This window comes from Mesorhizobium sp. M0862 (assembly GCF_040319795.1).
Lineage (GTDB): Bacteria > Pseudomonadota > Alphaproteobacteria > Rhizobiales > Rhizobiaceae > Mesorhizobium.
The window spans coordinates 1-16,161 of sequence record NZ_JAMYOJ010000002.1 but is presented as its reverse complement, the minus strand read 5'-3'; the positions used below and the strand labels follow the sequence as shown (position 1 = coordinate 16,161).

Genomic DNA, 16,161 nt, shown 5'->3' with positions numbered 1-16,161 from the left:
ATTCGAGTAGATTTTTTGAGGGGCGTCGCCGGGCATGGCTGAAGCGTTGCGTGTTGGAATTGCCGGTCTGGGTACTGTCGGTGCCTCGGTGGCGCGCGTGCTGCGCGACAAGGCAGCGGAACTGACGCGCCAGTGCGGACGCGATGTCATCGTCGCGGCCGTTTCCGCGCGTGATCCCAAGCGCGACCGTGGCGTCGACCTCAGCGCCGCCAAATGGTTCGACGATCCGATCAAGATGGCGCAGGCCGCCGATATCGACGTCTTCGTCGAACTGATCGGCGGCGATGAAGGGGCAGCGCGCGCGTCGGTCAAGGCAGCACTTGAAGCCGGACGTCATGTCGTCACCGCCAACAAGGCGCTGTTGGCCAAGCACGGCGTGGCGCTTGCCGAAATCGCCGAGAAGAAGGGCGTGCTGCTCAACTACGAGGCGGCAGTTGCCGGCGGCATCCCGGTCATCAAGACGATGCGCGAGGCGATGGCCGGCAATTCGGTCACCCGCGTCTTCGGCATCCTCAACGGCACCTGCAACTACATCCTGACCCGCATGGAGGCCGAGGGCATCTCCTTCGACGAGTGCCTGAAGGACGCGCAACGGCTGGGCTACGCCGAAGCCGATCCGACTTTCGATATCGAGGGCCATGACACGGCGCATAAATTGTCGATCCTGACCAGCCTGGCCTTCGGCACCAGGATCGCCGCCAACGACATCTACATGGAAGGCATTTCCAATATCAGCCAGGCCGATATCCGCGCCGCGGGCGACCTTGGCTACCGGATAAAATTGCTCGGCGTCGCGCAGCGCACCGACAGCGGCATCGAGCAGCGTGTGCACCCGACCATGGTGCCGACCGCGTCGGTGATCGCACAGGTGCATGGCGTTACCAATGCGGTGGCCATCGAAACCGACATTCTGGGCGAACTGCTGCTCTCCGGCCCGGGCGCCGGCGGCAACGCCACCGCGTCCGCCGTGGTCGGCGATATCGCCGACATCGCAAAGAGCCGGCCGGGCTTCCAGCACGGTCCGGTGTTCGGCCTGCCGGCCAAGGAACTGCGCCCCTACAAGAAGGCGCAGATGCGCAGCCATGCCGGCGGCTATTTCATCCGGCTGACCGTGCACGACCGCATCGGCGTCTTCGCCGCGATCGCCAAGCGCATGGCGGACAACGACATTTCGCTGGAATCGATCGTCCAGCATGCCGTCAGCGGCGAGACGGACGCGCAAAAGACGGTGATCCTGGTCACCCACGAGACGACGGAAGCAGCGGTGCGCAAGGCTGTCGACGGCATCACCAAGGACGGCCACCTCACAGACAAGCCGCAGGTTATCCGCATCGAGCGTGCGGGCTAGGCCAAGTCATTTTTCTCCTTTAACCGATTGATGCTGCTGCTGAAAAGTGGTTTCGGACGCCATAATGCTCTCTCTCTTTGATTTGGAGCCGGATTGAGATTTCAGGTCGAACCCACCAGTCATCATCGGGTTCTGGCGGAGGCGTGAGCCGCGAGATCAAGGCGCGTCACCAGGAGGTGGAAAAGTTGAGACTTTCCTGTTTAGCCGTCGCATATTGCCGGAAATGACAATCTGTAGACTACGCCTCCTATGACGGGCGACAAACGCTTCTTCCTCGACGTCAGGCAGTCGGCGACCGGTGTTTCCTGGGAACACCGGTTGAGCGAGCGGCAGGACATGACTGCGCTGGCCATAGCGCAGGGCCACGGCGTGCCCGACATTGTGGCTCGCGTGCTCGCCGGGCGCGGCGTCACCGCGGACCAGGCCGAGCGCTTCCTCGATCCGACGATCCGCAATCTGTTGCCGGATCCGGCTTCGCTGACCGACATGGGCAAGGCTGCGACCCGCATCGCCGAAGCGGTCATGGCCAAGGAGAAGGTGGCAATCTTCGGCGACTATGATGTCGACGGCGCCGCCTCTTCGGCGTTGCTCAAGCGCTTCCTGACGCATTTCTCGGTGCCTTCGGAGATCTACATTCCCGACCGCATCTTCGAGGGCTACGGCCCCAATCCGGAGGCTATGCGCGAACTGGTCTCGCGCGGCGCGACGCTGATCGTCACCGTCGATTGCGGCACCAACAGCGCTGTCTCCATCGATGCCGTCAAGGCCGCAGGCGCCGATGTGGTGGTGCTCGACCACCATCAGGTCGGCGGCCCGCTGCCGGAGGCGACCGCGGTCGTCAATCCCAATCGCGAGGACGACCTTTCCGGGCAAGGCCATCTGTGCGCCGCCGGTGTCGTCTTCCTCACTCTGGTGCAGACGGCGAGGGTCCTGCGCAGCCGATTGCCCGACGCAGCGCCACCGGACCTGTTGTCGTTGCTCGACTTGGCGGCGCTGGCCACGGTTTGCGATGTGGTGCCGCTCATCGGCGTGAACCGCGCTTTCGTCGTCAAGGGACTGCAGATGGCGCGGCAGCAGAAGAATGAGGGGCTCGCCGCACTGGCGCGGGTGTCCCGCATTGGTGAGCCGATAAGCACCTTTCATCTCGCCTATCTGATTGGGCCGCGCATCAATGCCGGCGGCCGCATCGGCGATGCAGCACTTGGCAGCCGGCTGCTCGCCACCGACGATCCGGTTGAGGCCGGGACCATTGCCGAGACACTCGACCGGCTCAACCAGGAACGCCAGCAGATGGAGCTGGAGATGCTGGCAGCGGCGCGCGCCGAGGCTGACGCCGAACTTGCCGGCGGCAACGGGCCGGCCATCATCGTCACCGCCAGCACCAATTGGCATCCCGGCATTGTCGGCTTGATCGCCTCGCGGCTGAAGGACCATGCGCGGCGGCCGGCCTTCGCCATCGCCTTCAACGCCAATGGCATCGGCACCGGCTCTGGCCGTTCGGTGTCGGGCTTCGATCTCGGACGGCTGGTGAGCGCAGCCGCCGATGCCGGGCTGATCGTCAAGGGCGGCGGCCACGGCATGGCCGCCGGCGTCACGGTGGAACGCGCCAAGCTCGGCGAACTCCGTGCTTTCTTCGAGGAGCGCGCGGCGGCCGAAGTGTTCCGGCTGCAGGACGAAGAAAGTCTGGCCGTCGACGGCGCGCTCGCCGCCGAGGGCGCGACGATTGCTTTGCTCGATGCGCTGGAAAAGGCCGGGCCTTTCGGCGCCGGCCATGTCGCGCCGGTGTTCGCGCTGCCGCGCCATCGGCTGGCCGACGCGCGGGCTGTCGGCACCAACCACATCCGGGCTGATCTGCAGTCGGAAAGCGGCGGCCGCATCCAGGGCATCGCCTTTCGATCCGTCGATACCGCGCTGGGCGAATTCCTGTTCAAGAACAGGGGCAACACGATCCATGTAGCCGGCTCGCTGTCGGGGAATTATTGGAACGGCAACCGCACGGTGCAGTTCCGCATCACCGATGCGGCCAAAGCCTGACATTGCCTAATTGGTTTAAGCGAGGACCGTCTGCAGCCGCTTCAACTCGCTGATCTGCGCCATCGTCGCCTGGTAACCGACGCTGATCGCCTCATCCGCGCGATGGAATTCGGTCAAGCCGATATGGCTGAGTTTCGGTTGCAGCGACATGTCGGGCGGATCGCCCGCCAGCCTCGCGCGTGAAATCCGGTCCTGGATGATGTTGAAGGCTTCGACCATGACGCCGGTGATGCCGAGACGGCTCTGGTGCGGCTGGTGGTCGGGGCTGGCCTGGCCTGGCCGGGGCGCGTCCTTCTCGATGAGCAGTTCGCCGGCGCTGTGCTTGATGACGGCGGCGCGGCCGAACAGATCGTAGTGAAGGTTGACCGCGACGACCAGCGGCTGCTCGTAGGCGCGGCAGACCGAAACCGGAACCGGGTTGACCAGCGCGCCGTCGACCAGAATGCGGCCGTTGCAATTCACCGGTTCGAACACGCCGGGCAGCGCATAGGAAGCCCGCATCGCGGTGATCAGCGAACCGCTGGACAGCCAGATCTCATGGCCGGTGCGAATTTCGGCGCCAACGGCCACGAAGGGTTTCGTCAGATCCTCGAAGCGGATGCCTGCCATGTGCTCGCGCAGCCTGACGTCCAGTTTCATGCCGCCGAACAGGCCGCTGCCGCGCAGATTGAGATCGAGCAGGCCGAAGATGCGCCGCTTGGTCAGGCTGCGGGCGAACTCCTCGAGTTCGTCCAGCTTGCCGGCGAGATAGCAGCCGCCAACCAGCGCGCCGATCGAGGTGCCGGCGATCATCGAGACTTCGATGCCGGCTTCGTCGAGCGCGCGCAGCACGCCAATGTGCGCCCAGCCGCGTGCGCAGCCGCCGCCCAGCGCGAGCGAAATGCCTGTCTTGCCCGCGGGTTGCGGGTCAGGCACGCCGCCGGACGATGAGGGGCCATTGGCCTCCCGCACGTCCGGTCTGCTACGCAATGACGCCCACTCGAGCATCATGATCTCCCTTGTCCCGCGTCCGTTCTACAGGAAGGACGTTTGAGAATAGTGAATATGAGTGGTTTGCGACTGTTGAATGGTTCACGCGGGCTTCCGATAGGTTTTTTCCGCATCGAACAGCGGCGTGCTGCCATCGTCGGCAAGCGTTGCCTTGCCGCCGATTAGCCCCACCGTCCGATAAAAACATGAACGCCGGCCGGTGTGACAAGTTGCGTCGTGGCCCAACACTTTGACGCGCAACCATATGGCGTCCTGGTCACAATCCGTGAGCATCTCGACGACGGTCTGAAAATTGCCTGATGTTTCGCCCTTCTTCCACAGCGTGCTGCGCGAGCGCGACCAGTAGTGCGCGATGCCGGTTTCGAGCGTCAGCGCCAGCGCCTCGGCATTCATATGCGCGACCATCAGCAGCATACCGTCAGCGGCGTCGGTGACGACGACGGTGACCAGCCCGGCAGCATCGAAACGCGGGGAAAACACCGCGCCTTCTTCGAGGGCCTTCTTGTCTGATGGAGCCTTGGGAAATGTTAGTGCCGACATCGCCGGTCCTTGATCTAGCGATGCCGGCGAGGGGCTTACGCCCCGAGGCCGCGCACCATGGTGACGAAACGGACCTGTTCCTCGGGCGTGTCCTTGAACACGCCGGTGAAGGTCGAGGTCAGCGTGGTGGAGCCCTGCTTGCGGATGCCGCGCATGGCCATGCACATATGCTCAGCCTCGATCATGACGGCGACACCGCGCGGATTGAGCACGTCCTGGATGACGCCGGCGATCTGTGCGGTCATGGCCTCCTGAGTCTGCAGGCGATGGGCGAAGATATCGACCACACGGGCAATCTTGGACAGGCCGACGACCTTGCCGTCCGGGAGGTAGCCGACATGCGCCTTGCCGATGATCGGCACCATGTGGTGCTCGCAATGCGAGTGGAACTGGATATCCCTGACGATGACGAGATCGTCATAGCCGGCGACTTCCTCGAAGGTGCGGCCGAGCTCTTCGGCCGGGCACATGTCATAGCCGTTGAACATTTCGAGAAAGGCCTTGGTGACGCGCTTGGGCGTGTCGATCAGGCCCTCGCGGTCCGGATTGTCGCCGGTCCAGCGCAACAGCGTGCGCACGGCGGCCTCGACCTCGGCTTCGCTCGGCCTGTCGGTGACCGGCTTGTCCAGATAGTCGGAAGGGGGCATTATTTTCTTGATGACGGCATCCATAAAGGCGTCTCCCGTAGTTCCTCTCTCAGGAGGAACGAGTTGAACGGACCACGACCTTTCGGGTGCTGAAAACTCGCCCGGTTTCCAGCCCGCAAGCGGCGTGAACGAAATGGGCAAGGACGATGGCTTTGCGTTGCCTTGTCGATACCCGACTGCCAGCATTATATATGGTCGTGCGCAGCGAATGAAAGATGCCACAGCGGCAATCGCTGTTCGCTTGGCGGCGACGGATTGGAAAAATATGATTGACGACGTCTACAATGCGAAAATTCTGGGTTTTGCCGGAAACATCGCCCGCATAGGCCGGCTCGATCATCCGGATGCGAGTGCCAAGGCTCATTCCAAATTGTGCGGCTCGACGGTAACCGTCGACCTCAAGATGGACAATGGCGTCGTCACCGATTTCGCTCATGACGTGAAGGCCTGCGCCCTCGGCCAAGCCTCGTCCTCGATCATGGCTCAACATGTCATCGGCGCCAGCGCCGACGAATTGCGGGCGGTGCGCGACACCATGCTGAAGATGCTCAAGGAAAATGGCGCGCCGCCGCAAGGCCGCTTTGCCGATCTGAGATATCTGGAGCCGGTGCGCGACTACAAGGCGCGCCATGCCTCGACCATGCTGACCTTCGATGCGGTCGTCGATGCCATCGGTCAAATCGAGAAGAAACGCGCAGAAGAAGCAGCGTGATGTTGGTACATGACGGCTCCTCCAACAGCCGGTGAATTGTCAAAATTGGGCGCTGAACACGTCGAGGAGCTTCTCACGTAACCGGGCTCATGCCTTGGTTTGCTGCGCCCGTCTGCTTTCGGCAAATTCGCTTCTCACCCAGTCGGCGAAGGCCTTGGCCGGCTCCGCCAGGTCCTTCAAACTCCTGGCGACCAGCCAGTAGGCGCCCGATGCGACATCAATGTCGAACGGCTTGATCAGCGCGCCGGATGCAATCTCCTCGCCGATCTGCAATAGGTCTCCGAGCGCAACGCCGTGGCCGAGCAGGGCCGCCTGCTTCGACAGCGACACATCCGCCAGCATCGGGCCGCGCGCCGGAATGGCGTCGGCAGCGACGCCGGCGGCCTCGAACCAGCGCGCCCAGCCCTGGCGGTTTTCCTCGTGCAGCAGCGTGTAGCGGGCAAGGTCGAGCGGCTTTTCGAGGGTAGGGCCTGATGCCAGCAATGCCGGCGACAGGACCGGCGAATCGACGGTCGAGGCGAGCCATTCGGCCTCGCTGCGCGGCCATGAGGTGGCGCGCGCGCTGAAGCGCAGGGCGAGTTCAGGCTGATCGCTGCGGAACTCGATCGGCCTTGGGTCGACCTCGAGGGAAACGTCGATATCAGGCCGCAACTGGCTGAACCGGTTGAGCCGCGGCAACAGCCACACAGAGGCCAGCGACGGCTCGACGCTGACGCGAACCACCGACTGTGCCGGGGCCGCCACCAGGTCCGAAAGCAGCCTGTCGATGTCGTCGAAACTCCTGACCAACTGATCGAGCAGGCGCTGGCCGGCCTCGGTCAGCTCGACGCGGCGGTGATGACGGCGGAACAAGGGCTGGTGCAGGAACTGCTCGAGTTCGCGGATCTGCCGGCTGATGGCGGCCTGCGAGACGAACAGCTCCTCGGCGGCCCGGCTAAAGCTCAATTGCCGGCCGGCTGCCTCGAAACTTCGCAAGGCCGTCAGTGGCAGCCGTCCGCGCTTCATTCGCATAACCCAGAGTTATCCGAAACGGAAATTATACTCGTTTGAAGGCGAAGGCCAGTGGGCGTCTAATCCGCTCTTAGAGGAGACACGGACATGATCCAGTTTCTGGAAATCTTTGGCGATGTGATGCGGATCGCGACGTTTCAATGGCGTGGCGACAGGCAGCATCATGTGCAGCGCACCGAGCAAAGGCCGGCCACCCGCTGGGCGGCTCCAGCGGAGCGGCATCCCTTTCGCCGCTCGCGACCCTGAAGCCGACAAAGAGGCGAGTGAGTGAAGAGGATTGCGTTTGCCGGCCGAAGCTCACATCTATCGGTTTGGAAACGCAAGCTGACCCGGAAGCCGGTTTCGGGGTCGCGTTCGGAAAGAGACTGCGGTGGGCGACCAGCATCGGCATGTGCATGCCGCCGGACAGACCCGGCGCGGGCGCAACTGGCCCGGTCCCTGGCGCAAAACACCCGGCCGCATTTTCGGCACGTCGCTGGTGCGCTTGTACCAGCTGACGCTGTCCGGCTTTGTCGGCAATTCCTGCCGGCATCTGCCGACCTGTTCCGAATACGCGCATGAGGCAATCGCCCGCCATGGCCTGTGGGCCGGCGGCTGGATGGGGCTTTTTCGCGTGCTGCGCTGCGGGCCGTTCGGAACGCATGGTGTCGACCGCGTGCCGGAGGTGCTCGCTCCGAGCTACGTCTGGTTCACGCCATGGCGTTATTGGCAGATCGGCAGGAAGCGCGGCGAGGCCTGACGGCGGACGCGCTGGGTCCCTGATATAGATCGCCAGGGCGGCATTTCTTTACGATCCGGTAGGGTTAACAACGGCCTGCACAAAGACTGCGCATTTGAGTCAAAATCGAGCCAAGACACTTCGCTAAGCGCCTCCTGTTCATTCCCAGGAGAGCCCACATGCGTCGGATCGAAACCCATCCCTTCATCATTGCCGCGGTCCTCTTCCTGCTGGCCTGGTTTCTGGGATTTCCGATGCGGGCGCAATCGGCGCCGCTTGGCGATTTCGCCTGCACGCTTATCCAGGACGCGGCGAGCGGCGAGACGCTCTATCAAAGCGGCGTCTGCGACCAACGCGTCAGCCCGGCGTCGACCTTCAAGGTGCCGCTGGCGCTGATCGGCTACGACAGCGGTGTCCTCAGCGACGCGCATACGCCGAGCTGGGACTACAAGCCTGAGTTCAACGCCGTGAAGCGCGACCACAAGGCCGTCGACCCGACGATCTGGGAGCGCGACTCGATCGTATGGTATTCGCGCGAGATCGTGCGCCGGCTCGGCGCAAAAAGCTTTGCCCTCTACGTCTCGAAATTCGGCTACGGCAACATGGATGTCTCGGGCGATGCCGACAAGGACAACGGGCTCACGCAATCCTGGATAAATTCCTCGCTTGAGATATCGCCGGTCGAACAGACAGCCTTCCTGCGCCAGCTGCTCGCCGGCAAGATGCCGGTTTCTGCCAAGGCGCATGAGATGACCCGAGCCATCCTGCCGACTTTCCAGGCCGGCGGCTGGACGGTGCGGGGCAAAACCGGCAGCACCAGGCTGGGAAACAGCAAGGACAAGCGCGCGCTGGGCTGGTTCGTCGGCTGGGCCGAAAAGGGCGGCCGCCGGATCGTCTTCGCCCGGCTGGTCGTCGACACCAAGCCGATCGACATGCCGAAAGGCCCGGCGACACGCGCGGCGTTACTGAGGGAGTTGCCGCAACTGGTGAAGTGAACTTGCTTTAGCTTCAAGTGCTCCGGCGGGCACGAAGGATGTGGCCGCCGGAATTCCTTGTCTCCGCCTTTGGCGTCCTGGAGAAGCGGGCGGCGATGTCGCTGCTTTCCAGATCTTCGATCTCATCGAAGCCGAGCTCGCGCAGCGATTGCGCCAGTGCCGCGGGCACGAAGAAGCTGATCCAGGGCTCTCCGGCAGCGGCGACGCGCGCCGCATGGAAAGAGAGGGCAGCCTGTCCAGCCGCATCGCGGTTCTCGGCCGGCTCGCTGTAGTCGAAGACGACCTCCGAACCGGGCATGCCGGCAATCCAGGACAGGGTGCTGAAGATTGCGTCCTGGCTCAGATACGGAACGACACCCAGCCAGATGAAGAAACTGGGCTCGGTCTGCCGCAAACCGGCCGATGCCAGGCCATCCGCGGGGCGCTGGCGCTCGAAGTTGACCGGCACGAACATGGTGGCCCGCGGTTCGGCAAGACCAGCATCGGCGATGCATTTCCGTTTCCAGGCCTGTGTCGCCGGGTGATCGACTTCGAACACCGCGACATCAGGGTACGGATTGCGCAGCGAGAAAGTGTCGAGGCCGGCGCCGAGCACCACCACTTGCTGGACGCCCCGGCGCACCGCCGCAGCCAGCCAGTCCTCGGCGAGGCGGGCGCGCGCTGCCACGAACAGGCGCATGCGCCGGCTGCGCTCACCTTCCTGCTCGAGCTCCTGCACCGTCGGTGCGGCATCGCCCAGTATCGCACTCGCATATGGGTCGCGAAACAGCGCCGCCTGCTGCGAGAACTGGTGGAGGGCCCGCATGCGCGCGACGCCCAAGGCGGTTCGGCTGGATTTTGCGTCTTCCATGCCGGGGATTCCAACCTCGTGTCGGGGAAATTCGCAAGCCTGTGCGACTGGCCTGCGACATCTGTCGCGATATTTCCTGACAGCTGCGCCAACGACGGCTCTTTACCTGATGCCGCGTGGCCTCTAAAACCCGCCCGCTGCCGGATGCCTCCGGCTTCACACCACGACCACCCGCGCTCGTTTGCGGGACTGGATAGGAGATACCCGATGCTGAATTCCGTTTCCCTGACATTTCCCGATGGCTCCGTCCGCGACTATGACGCGGCGATGACCGGTGCGGGCCTCGCCGAATCGATCTCGAAGTCGCTGGCCAAGAAGGCTGTCGCCTATGCCATCGACGGCACCGTTCGCGATCTTTCCGACCCGCTTGGCAAGTCCGGCAAGGTCGAGATCATCACCCGCAGCGATCCGCGCGCGCTGGAGCTCATCCGTCATGATGCAGCACACGTGCTGGCGGAGGCCGTGCAGGAACTGTGGCCGGGAACGCAAGTGACCATCGGGCCGGTGATCGAGAACGGATTCTATTACGACTTCGCCCGCAACGAGCCGTTCACGCCTGACGATTTCCCGGTGATCGAAAAGAAGATGCGCGAGATCATTGCGCGTAACAAGCCGTTCACCAAGGAAGTCTGGTCGCGCGACAAGGCGAAAAAGGTCTTTGCCGAGAAGGGCGAGCGCTACAAGCTCGAGCTGATCGACGCCATTCCCGAAGACCAGGATCTCAAGATCTATTCCCAGGGTGACTGGTTCGACCTCTGCCGCGGCCCACACATGGCCTCCACCGGGCAGATCGGCAACGCCTTCAAGCTGATGAAGGTCGCCGGCGCCTATTGGCGTGGCGATTCGAACAACCCCATGCTGACCCGCATCTACGGCACGGCCTGGGCCGAGCAAGCTGAACTCGATGCCTACCAGACGATGCTGGAAGAGGCAGAGAAGCGCGACCACCGCAAACTCGGCCGCGAGATGGACCTGTTCCATTTCCAGGAAGAGGGGCCGGGCGTCGTCTTCTGGCACGCCAAGGGCTGGAAGATGTTCCAGAATCTGGTCAACTACATGCGCCGCCGCCTCGACGAGCAGGGCTACCAGGAGGTCAACGCACCGCAGGTTCTCGACAAGAGCCTGTGGGAGACGTCGGGCCACTGGGGCTGGTATCGCGATGCCATGTTCAAGGTGACGGTGGCCGGCGACGACACCGACGACGACCGCGTGTTCGCGCTGAAGCCGATGAATTGTCCGGGCCACGTGCAGATATTCAAGCATGGGTTGAAATCCTATCGCGATCTGCCCGTAAAGCTTGCGGAATTCGGCAATGTGCATCGTTACGAACCGTCCGGCGCCTTGCACGGGCTGATGCGCGTGCGCGGCTTCACGCAGGACGATGCGCACATCTTCTGCACCGAGGAGCAGCTGGCCGCGGAGTGCCTGCGCATCAACGATCTGATCCTGTCGACCTACGCCGATTTCGGCTTCGACGATGTCAGCGTGAAGCTGTCGACGCGGCCGGATAAGCGCGTCGGCACCGACGAGGCCTGGGATCATGCCGAGGCGATCATGGGCAACGTGCTGGATACAATCAGGACGCGCTCGGGAAACCGCATCAAGACCTCGATCAATCCGGGCGAGGGCGCTTTCTACGGGCCGAAATTCGAATATGTGCTGAAGGACGCCATCGGCCGCGAATGGCAGTGCGGCACCACGCAGGTCGACTTCAATCTGCCGGAACGCTTTGGCGCCTTCTACATCGGTTCGGATTCGGAAAAGAAGCAGCCGGTGATGGTGCATCGCGCCATCTGCGGTTCGATGGAACGCTTTCTCGGCATCCTGATCGAGCATTATTCCGGTCATTTCCCGCTGTGGTTCGCGCCGCTGCAGGTGGTTGTGGCGACGATCACCTCGGATGCTGACGACTATGCGCGAAAGGTCGTCGCACAGTTGAAGGCGGCAGGACTTTTGGCCGAACCGGATCTGCGCAACGAGAAGATCAACTACAAGGTGCGTGAGCATTCGCTGGCCAAGGTTCCTGTGATCCTCGTATGCGGCAAGCGCGAGGCGGAGGAGGAGACGGTCAACATCCGCCGGCTCGGCTCGCGCGATCAGGAATCGCTCAAGCTGGCCGACGCGCTGAAGCTGCTTTCCGACGAGGCTGTTTCGCCCGACCGAAGGCGCAGCGCGGCCTGAGCAATCAATATTTCGGAGAAATGGCGGTGGAGCGATCCACCGCCATTTTCACATGCCTGTCACGCCAACCTTGTAACGAGCCCCCATGCTCAAGCTGAAGATACGGGAAAGGCCGTTTCCCGAACTCTCCTACGCCAATGCGAGCCAGCCGGCGCTGACGCGCTGGTTCATCCATTCCATTGAAGGTCTGTCGGGGCGCGACCGGTATGCCGCGCTCTATGATTTCTGGCGCCGCCAGGTGGCGCCGACGGGCGAGCGGGTGTTCAGCCGCATGCTGGAGCTGATCGACGTCAAGGTGCGCAGCACCGATCGGTGGCCGCCGGCGGGGCTGCCGGACACGCCGCTGGTGATCGTCGCCAACCACCCGTTCGGCATTGGCGACGGCATTGCAGTGCTGTCGCTGGTCGAGCAGCTCGGGCGTCCGTTCCGCGTCATGATCCACAAGGATCTGCTGAAGGTCCGCGAAATGGAACCGTACTCGCTGCCGATCGACTTTTCCGAGACCAAGGACGCGGTGAAGAACAACATGGCGGTGCGCCACGAGGCAGTGCGGCTGTTGAAAGAGGGCGTCACCATAGTGGTATTTCCGGCCGGCGGCGTCGCCACCGCGCCGAGAGGCTTTGGCCGGGCGCGCGACCTGCCGTGGAAGATGTTTCCGGCGCGCCTCGTGCAGGACGCCAAGGCGTCGGTGGTGCCGATGCATTTTTCCGGGCAGAACGGCCGGCTGTTCCATCTGGTCAGCGGCCCGATGAACATGGGGGAGCGCGAAGGAAGGCTGGCGAAATTCGTCGGCAAGGCGTCGCTGACGTTGCGCCTTTCAATGCTCATCCGCGAATTCGGCGGCTGTCCGGCAAAGCGATCGACGTTCGCGTCGGCAACGTACTGCGCTGGGATGAGCTGGAGCCGCTGCGCGACCGCAAGACCTTGCTTGATCGCCTTCATCGCGGCGTCTTCGATCTGGCGCCCGACGCACCGCGCAGCCGCGTCCACTTCCTGCCGCGCCGTATGCGCAAGGCAGCCTGAGAGACGCTAACTAGGGCGTGTACTCATAAACGACGTTCAGTCGGTCAAATTTTCGACAACCTCGGCCTTTTTGCTCAATAGCTCCTAGGGCAGTGGGAGCGGTTTGTCGCTGAGTGTACGCAAGTAGGCGATCAGGTTGACCCGTTCGGTCTCGTCCGGGACGCCAGGCACCTCCATGTAAACACCCGGCGTGGTGAGCATGGGCTCAAGCAGATATTTGTTCAGGTCCTCGTACGTCCATACACCCTCTAAGGCCAGCAAGGTGTCGGAGTAACGCATATTTGCCATAGATGCCTTGTCGCGGCCGACGACGCCCCATAAGTTCGGTCCCGTTTTGATCCCTCCCTGTGGCTCGGCATTGTGGCAACCGTGGCACACGTGTGTGAAGTAGGTTCGGCCTTTCTCGACATCGGCAGCAGCCAACTTCATCGAGATCGGAGCTGGCGTTGGCAACACGACGCCGTTCGACATGAGATAGTCAGCAACTTCGCGTTGCCCCTTGAATTTTGCCAGATGGAGCGGTGTCTTGCCGTCCTTTGTCTTCGCATTCACGTCCGCGCCGGCCTCAACCAGTGCTTTCACGCAATCGAGGCAACCGAGATTGACCGCGATGTGGATAGCGTTTTCGCGGCTGCGCTTCGAATTTGGATTTGCGCCCCCGTCCAGCAACAGATTGATCAAATCGGTCCTGCGTTTTGCCAAAGCCAGAATAAGGGCAGGACCCAAACGCGGGTCCGGGACGGCGTTGACGTCGGCACCGCGTTCAATGAGCAGTTTTGCCGCTGCAAAATGACCGCCTTTGACCGCAAGATAGAGTGGTGTCGTGCGCCCGTCGCTCTCATCGACGCCGGCACCAGCGTCGAGCGCTGCCGTGATCGCCGCGACATCGCCCTTCATGGCGGCGTCGTGAATGCCGGCGGCATGCGATACAATCGGTGCAAGCAGTAGTGGAATGAAAAGCAAGGACATGCGCATTTGGCATCTCCCAAGGCAAACTGCGGTACGGGTCATGCTTTCAAGGCCGCAAAAACATACCACGAATGCCGGATCGTGGCCACTCCAACCGGTGCCTAGAAACGAATCGCAAGGTCGATCCGTCCGGCTGTGGCTTCGGGCTTATGAGTCCACAACCTAGTCGGCGCCTTCCTCGGGATCGATGGCCGACGCCTCGGTGGCCAGCACCTCGATCTCCTGGTTCTGCCCAGCGACCACGGTGAAATCCTTCTGGTAGATGCGGTCGCGGTTCTTGGCGATGATGGTGTATTGGCCTTCGGCCAGCACCATCGAGGCGAAGGCGCCGACGGCCTCCTTGATCGGATCGCCGGATTCGTTGAGCAGCGACCAGGATGTATCGGCGATGGCCTCGCCGCCGGTCTCGCGCACCAGCTTCATGGTCTCCTCCGCCGCGCGATGCTCGACGGTGGCTTCGGTCAGCTTGCCGGCTTCGACACGGATGTCGGAGCGAATAACGGCATTGACCGCGCCATAGGTGGAGACGACATGATAAACGCCGGCGTTGAGCCGCACGACGCTGTTCGGCTCGACATCGGGAATGATCAAAGCGCGGTCCCCATTGGCCTCGGCGGTGCCCTCATAAATGGAGAAGCGCAGTTTTTTCGGCGGAATACGCACGCCGCCCGACAGCACCGCGTCGAGCTTGAGGCCGCCGGCATCGAGCACCAGGCTTTCGCGCCTGGCGTCCTTGCCGACGGTGATGCGCTTGGTGGCGCCGGCGCGTCCGTATGAGGCGTGGACCAGATAGCTGCCGGGTTCGAGCTGGAACACGGCGCTGCCGCCATGCGCGGAAGCCACCATCGGCAGCTTGCCGTCGCCGGCGGCCTCGGGCTTGAAGACGCGCCAGACGATGCCGCGCGTGATGTCGGCGCCCTTGTCGGTCAACTGCGCCGACAGCGTTATGGCACCGCCGCCACCGAGTGCCAGCGGCGTCTCGCCCTTGGGCGGTGCATAGCTCGAAATATCGGGGAGTTTCAGATTGCCGATGCCGTCGGCATTCTGCGCCATGGCCATCGAGGCCGGCGCAAACAGCGCTACGGCGAGCCAAATCAGGAAAAGGCGCGATGTCCCCTCAAACATGCCTTGCGTTGAAGCCCAAGGCGGTGGCAATTTCAAGGCTTAAGAGTCCGACCGCCTTGGCAACAGGTTCTTTCGTCCGGCGCGCCCGCGCCAATGCCCGAGCCGCCCCGATCCGCAATGGCGCGCTTCAGCTCAAAATCGAGTGCTTTAGGAGACCTGGCCCCCATGGCGTCGCCGATCATCGACTTCCTGCTGACCCGAAACTCCGCACCGATTCCTGAATTGAAGGAACCGGCGCCCAGCGATGGCGATATCGCGACCATGATCGCGGCTGCAAGCCGGGTGCCCGATCACGGCCGGCTGGAGCCGTGGCGCTTCATCCTTTATCGCGGCGAGGCGCGCTTCGAGATCGGCAGGAAGCTGGCGGCGCTCGCCGAACAGCGCGAAGGACCGCTGCCGGAAAACCGCCGCAATCAGGAACTGGCGCGGTTTTCCCGCGCGCCGCTGGTGATCGGCGTGGTGTCGGTTCCCAAGGACAATCCAAAAATCCCGCAATGGGAAATGTTCCTGTCCGGCGGCATGGCGGCGATGAACCTGATGATCGCAGCCAATGCGCTGGGCTACGGCACCAACATGATCAGCAACTGGTATTCCGACGTGGCGGAGGGCCGGGCGCTGCTGGGACTGGCGCCACAGGAACGTGTTGTTGGGTTTATCCATATTGGCTCCTATCAGGGACCGGCGCCGGAACGGCCGCGGCCAGATCCGGCAAAGCTCTATGCCGATTATGCGGGGCCGTGGAACGACTGACACCCGAAAGCGATTCCCCTTTATTTAAACACAGGCTAAGACAGCGGCTTCGGCGATGCGTTGGGGGTTGGCGCATCGACCATGGGGATTTTTTTTTGAGGCCGACGAGGAAGTCCCTCCAGGCCGAGCGGCTCTCGCGATTGGGCATCTCCACGGCCAGGATCTGCCGGCGCCCGTCCCAGTCGATACCGACCGCGATCAGCACCGCCTGGCTCATGACAACACCGGCTTCACGCACCTTCTCGTAGCGCGCATCGAGGATGAGGTA

The 16,161-nt window shown here is 63.0% G+C and carries 15 protein-coding genes and 2 pseudogenes; 9 read left to right on the top strand and 8 right to left on the bottom strand.

Features of this window, described 5'->3' with window-relative positions; translation table 11 throughout:
• Window positions 1–34: 34 nt before the first annotated feature.
• Both NKI15_RS02730 and recJ read left to right on the top strand, forming a co-directional pair.
• Complete coding sequence (locus NKI15_RS02730; protein ID WP_023707143.1) at window positions 35–1,348, top strand: homoserine dehydrogenase; 1,314 nt, start codon at window positions 35–37, stop codon at window positions 1,346–1,348.
• A gap of 249 nt (window positions 1,349–1,597) precedes the next feature.
• Complete coding sequence (recJ, locus tag NKI15_RS02725; RefSeq protein ID WP_352885651.1) at window positions 1,598–3,382, top strand: single-stranded-DNA-specific exonuclease RecJ; 1,785 nt, start codon at window positions 1,598–1,600, stop codon at window positions 3,380–3,382.
• Window positions 3,383–3,397: 15 nt separating this feature from the next.
• Here the strand turns inward: recJ and NKI15_RS02720 are convergent, their stop codons facing one another.
• The 3 genes from NKI15_RS02720 to folE all read right to left on the bottom strand — a co-directional run bounded on the left by NKI15_RS02720 (window position 3,398) and on the right by folE (window position 5,583).
• Window positions 3,398–4,369 carry a patatin family protein gene (locus NKI15_RS02720; RefSeq protein WP_023667624.1) on the bottom strand — a complete coding sequence of 324 codons (972 nt, stop codon included), beginning with the start codon at window positions 4,367–4,369 and terminating at the stop codon, window positions 3,398–3,400.
• Window positions 4,370–4,453: 84 nt separating this feature from the next.
• On the bottom strand, window positions 4,454–4,912 hold the full coding sequence (gene hisI / locus NKI15_RS02715) for a phosphoribosyl-AMP cyclohydrolase (protein WP_023695458.1): 459 nt from the start codon (window positions 4,910–4,912) through the stop codon (window positions 4,454–4,456).
• A gap of 35 nt (window positions 4,913–4,947) precedes the next feature.
• On the bottom strand, window positions 4,948–5,583 hold the full coding sequence (folE, locus tag NKI15_RS02710; protein WP_023667622.1) for a GTP cyclohydrolase I FolE: 636 nt from the start codon (window positions 5,581–5,583) through the stop codon (window positions 4,948–4,950).
• Between the two features lie 241 nt (window positions 5,584–5,824).
• Between folE and NKI15_RS02705 the strand changes: the two genes are divergently transcribed.
• Entirely contained in the window at window positions 5,825–6,271 is a 447-nt protein-coding gene (locus NKI15_RS02705; RefSeq protein ID WP_023707147.1) for an iron-sulfur cluster assembly scaffold protein, read from the top strand.
• A gap of 87 nt (window positions 6,272–6,358) precedes the next feature.
• Here NKI15_RS02705 and NKI15_RS02700 read toward each other — a convergent pair whose 3' ends face one another.
• Window positions 6,359–7,276: a LysR substrate-binding domain-containing protein gene (locus tag NKI15_RS02700; RefSeq protein ID WP_023746751.1), complete on the bottom strand. Its 918-nt coding sequence runs from the start codon at window positions 7,274–7,276 to the stop codon at window positions 6,359–6,361.
• Between the two features lie 93 nt (window positions 7,277–7,369).
• On the opposite strand from NKI15_RS02700, the gene NKI15_RS02695 reads away from it, so the two are divergent.
• From NKI15_RS02695 to blaOXA, 3 genes are all read left to right on the top strand, one after another.
• Window positions 7,370–7,528: a hypothetical protein gene (locus NKI15_RS02695; RefSeq protein WP_023667618.1), complete on the top strand. Its 159-nt coding sequence runs from the start codon at window positions 7,370–7,372 to the stop codon at window positions 7,526–7,528.
• A 124-nt stretch (window positions 7,529–7,652) separates the two neighbouring features.
• Complete coding sequence (gene yidD / locus NKI15_RS02690; RefSeq protein WP_023695455.1) at window positions 7,653–8,021, top strand: membrane protein insertion efficiency factor YidD; 369 nt, start codon at window positions 7,653–7,655, stop codon at window positions 8,019–8,021.
• A gap of 158 nt (window positions 8,022–8,179) precedes the next feature.
• Window positions 8,180–8,995 carry a class D beta-lactamase gene (gene blaOXA / locus NKI15_RS02685; protein ID WP_023695454.1) on the top strand — a complete coding sequence of 272 codons (816 nt, stop codon included), beginning with the start codon at window positions 8,180–8,182 and terminating at the stop codon, window positions 8,993–8,995.
• A 13-nt stretch (window positions 8,996–9,008) separates the two neighbouring features.
• Here the strand turns inward: blaOXA and NKI15_RS02680 are convergent, their stop codons facing one another.
• A complete protein-coding gene (locus NKI15_RS02680; RefSeq protein ID WP_023695453.1) occupies window positions 9,009–9,845 on the bottom strand; it encodes an SAM-dependent methyltransferase in 837 nt (278 codons plus the stop codon).
• 207 nt (window positions 9,846–10,052) lie between these two features.
• Between NKI15_RS02680 and thrS the strand changes: the two genes are divergently transcribed.
• Window positions 10,053–12,026: a threonine--tRNA ligase gene (gene thrS / locus NKI15_RS02675; protein ID WP_023667614.1), complete on the top strand. Its 1,974-nt coding sequence runs from the start codon at window positions 10,053–10,055 to the stop codon at window positions 12,024–12,026.
• A gap of 85 nt (window positions 12,027–12,111) precedes the next feature.
• Window positions 12,112–13,049, top strand: a pseudogene (locus tag NKI15_RS02670) (lysophospholipid acyltransferase family protein).
• 84 nt (window positions 13,050–13,133) lie between these two features.
• Here NKI15_RS02670 and NKI15_RS02665 read toward each other — a convergent pair.
• Window positions 13,134–14,024 (bottom strand): ankyrin repeat domain-containing protein, encoded by an 891-nt coding sequence (locus NKI15_RS02665; protein ID WP_023741479.1) that lies wholly within the window; start codon window positions 14,022–14,024, stop codon window positions 13,134–13,136.
• A gap of 156 nt (window positions 14,025–14,180) precedes the next feature.
• Window positions 14,181–15,143 (bottom strand): RgsD C-terminal domain-containing protein, encoded by a 963-nt coding sequence (locus tag NKI15_RS02660; protein WP_023695450.1) that lies wholly within the window; start codon window positions 15,141–15,143, stop codon window positions 14,181–14,183.
• A gap of 165 nt (window positions 15,144–15,308) precedes the next feature.
• Here NKI15_RS02660 and NKI15_RS02655 point away from each other — a divergent pair, with 165 nt between their 5' ends.
• Window positions 15,309–15,893 (top strand): nitroreductase family protein, encoded by a 585-nt coding sequence (locus NKI15_RS02655; protein WP_352514096.1) that lies wholly within the window; start codon window positions 15,309–15,311, stop codon window positions 15,891–15,893.
• 94 nt (window positions 15,894–15,987) lie between these two features.
• Here the strand turns inward: NKI15_RS02655 and NKI15_RS02650 are convergent.
• Window positions 15,988–16,161: pseudogene (locus NKI15_RS02650) on the bottom strand (transposase); the annotation flags it as partial.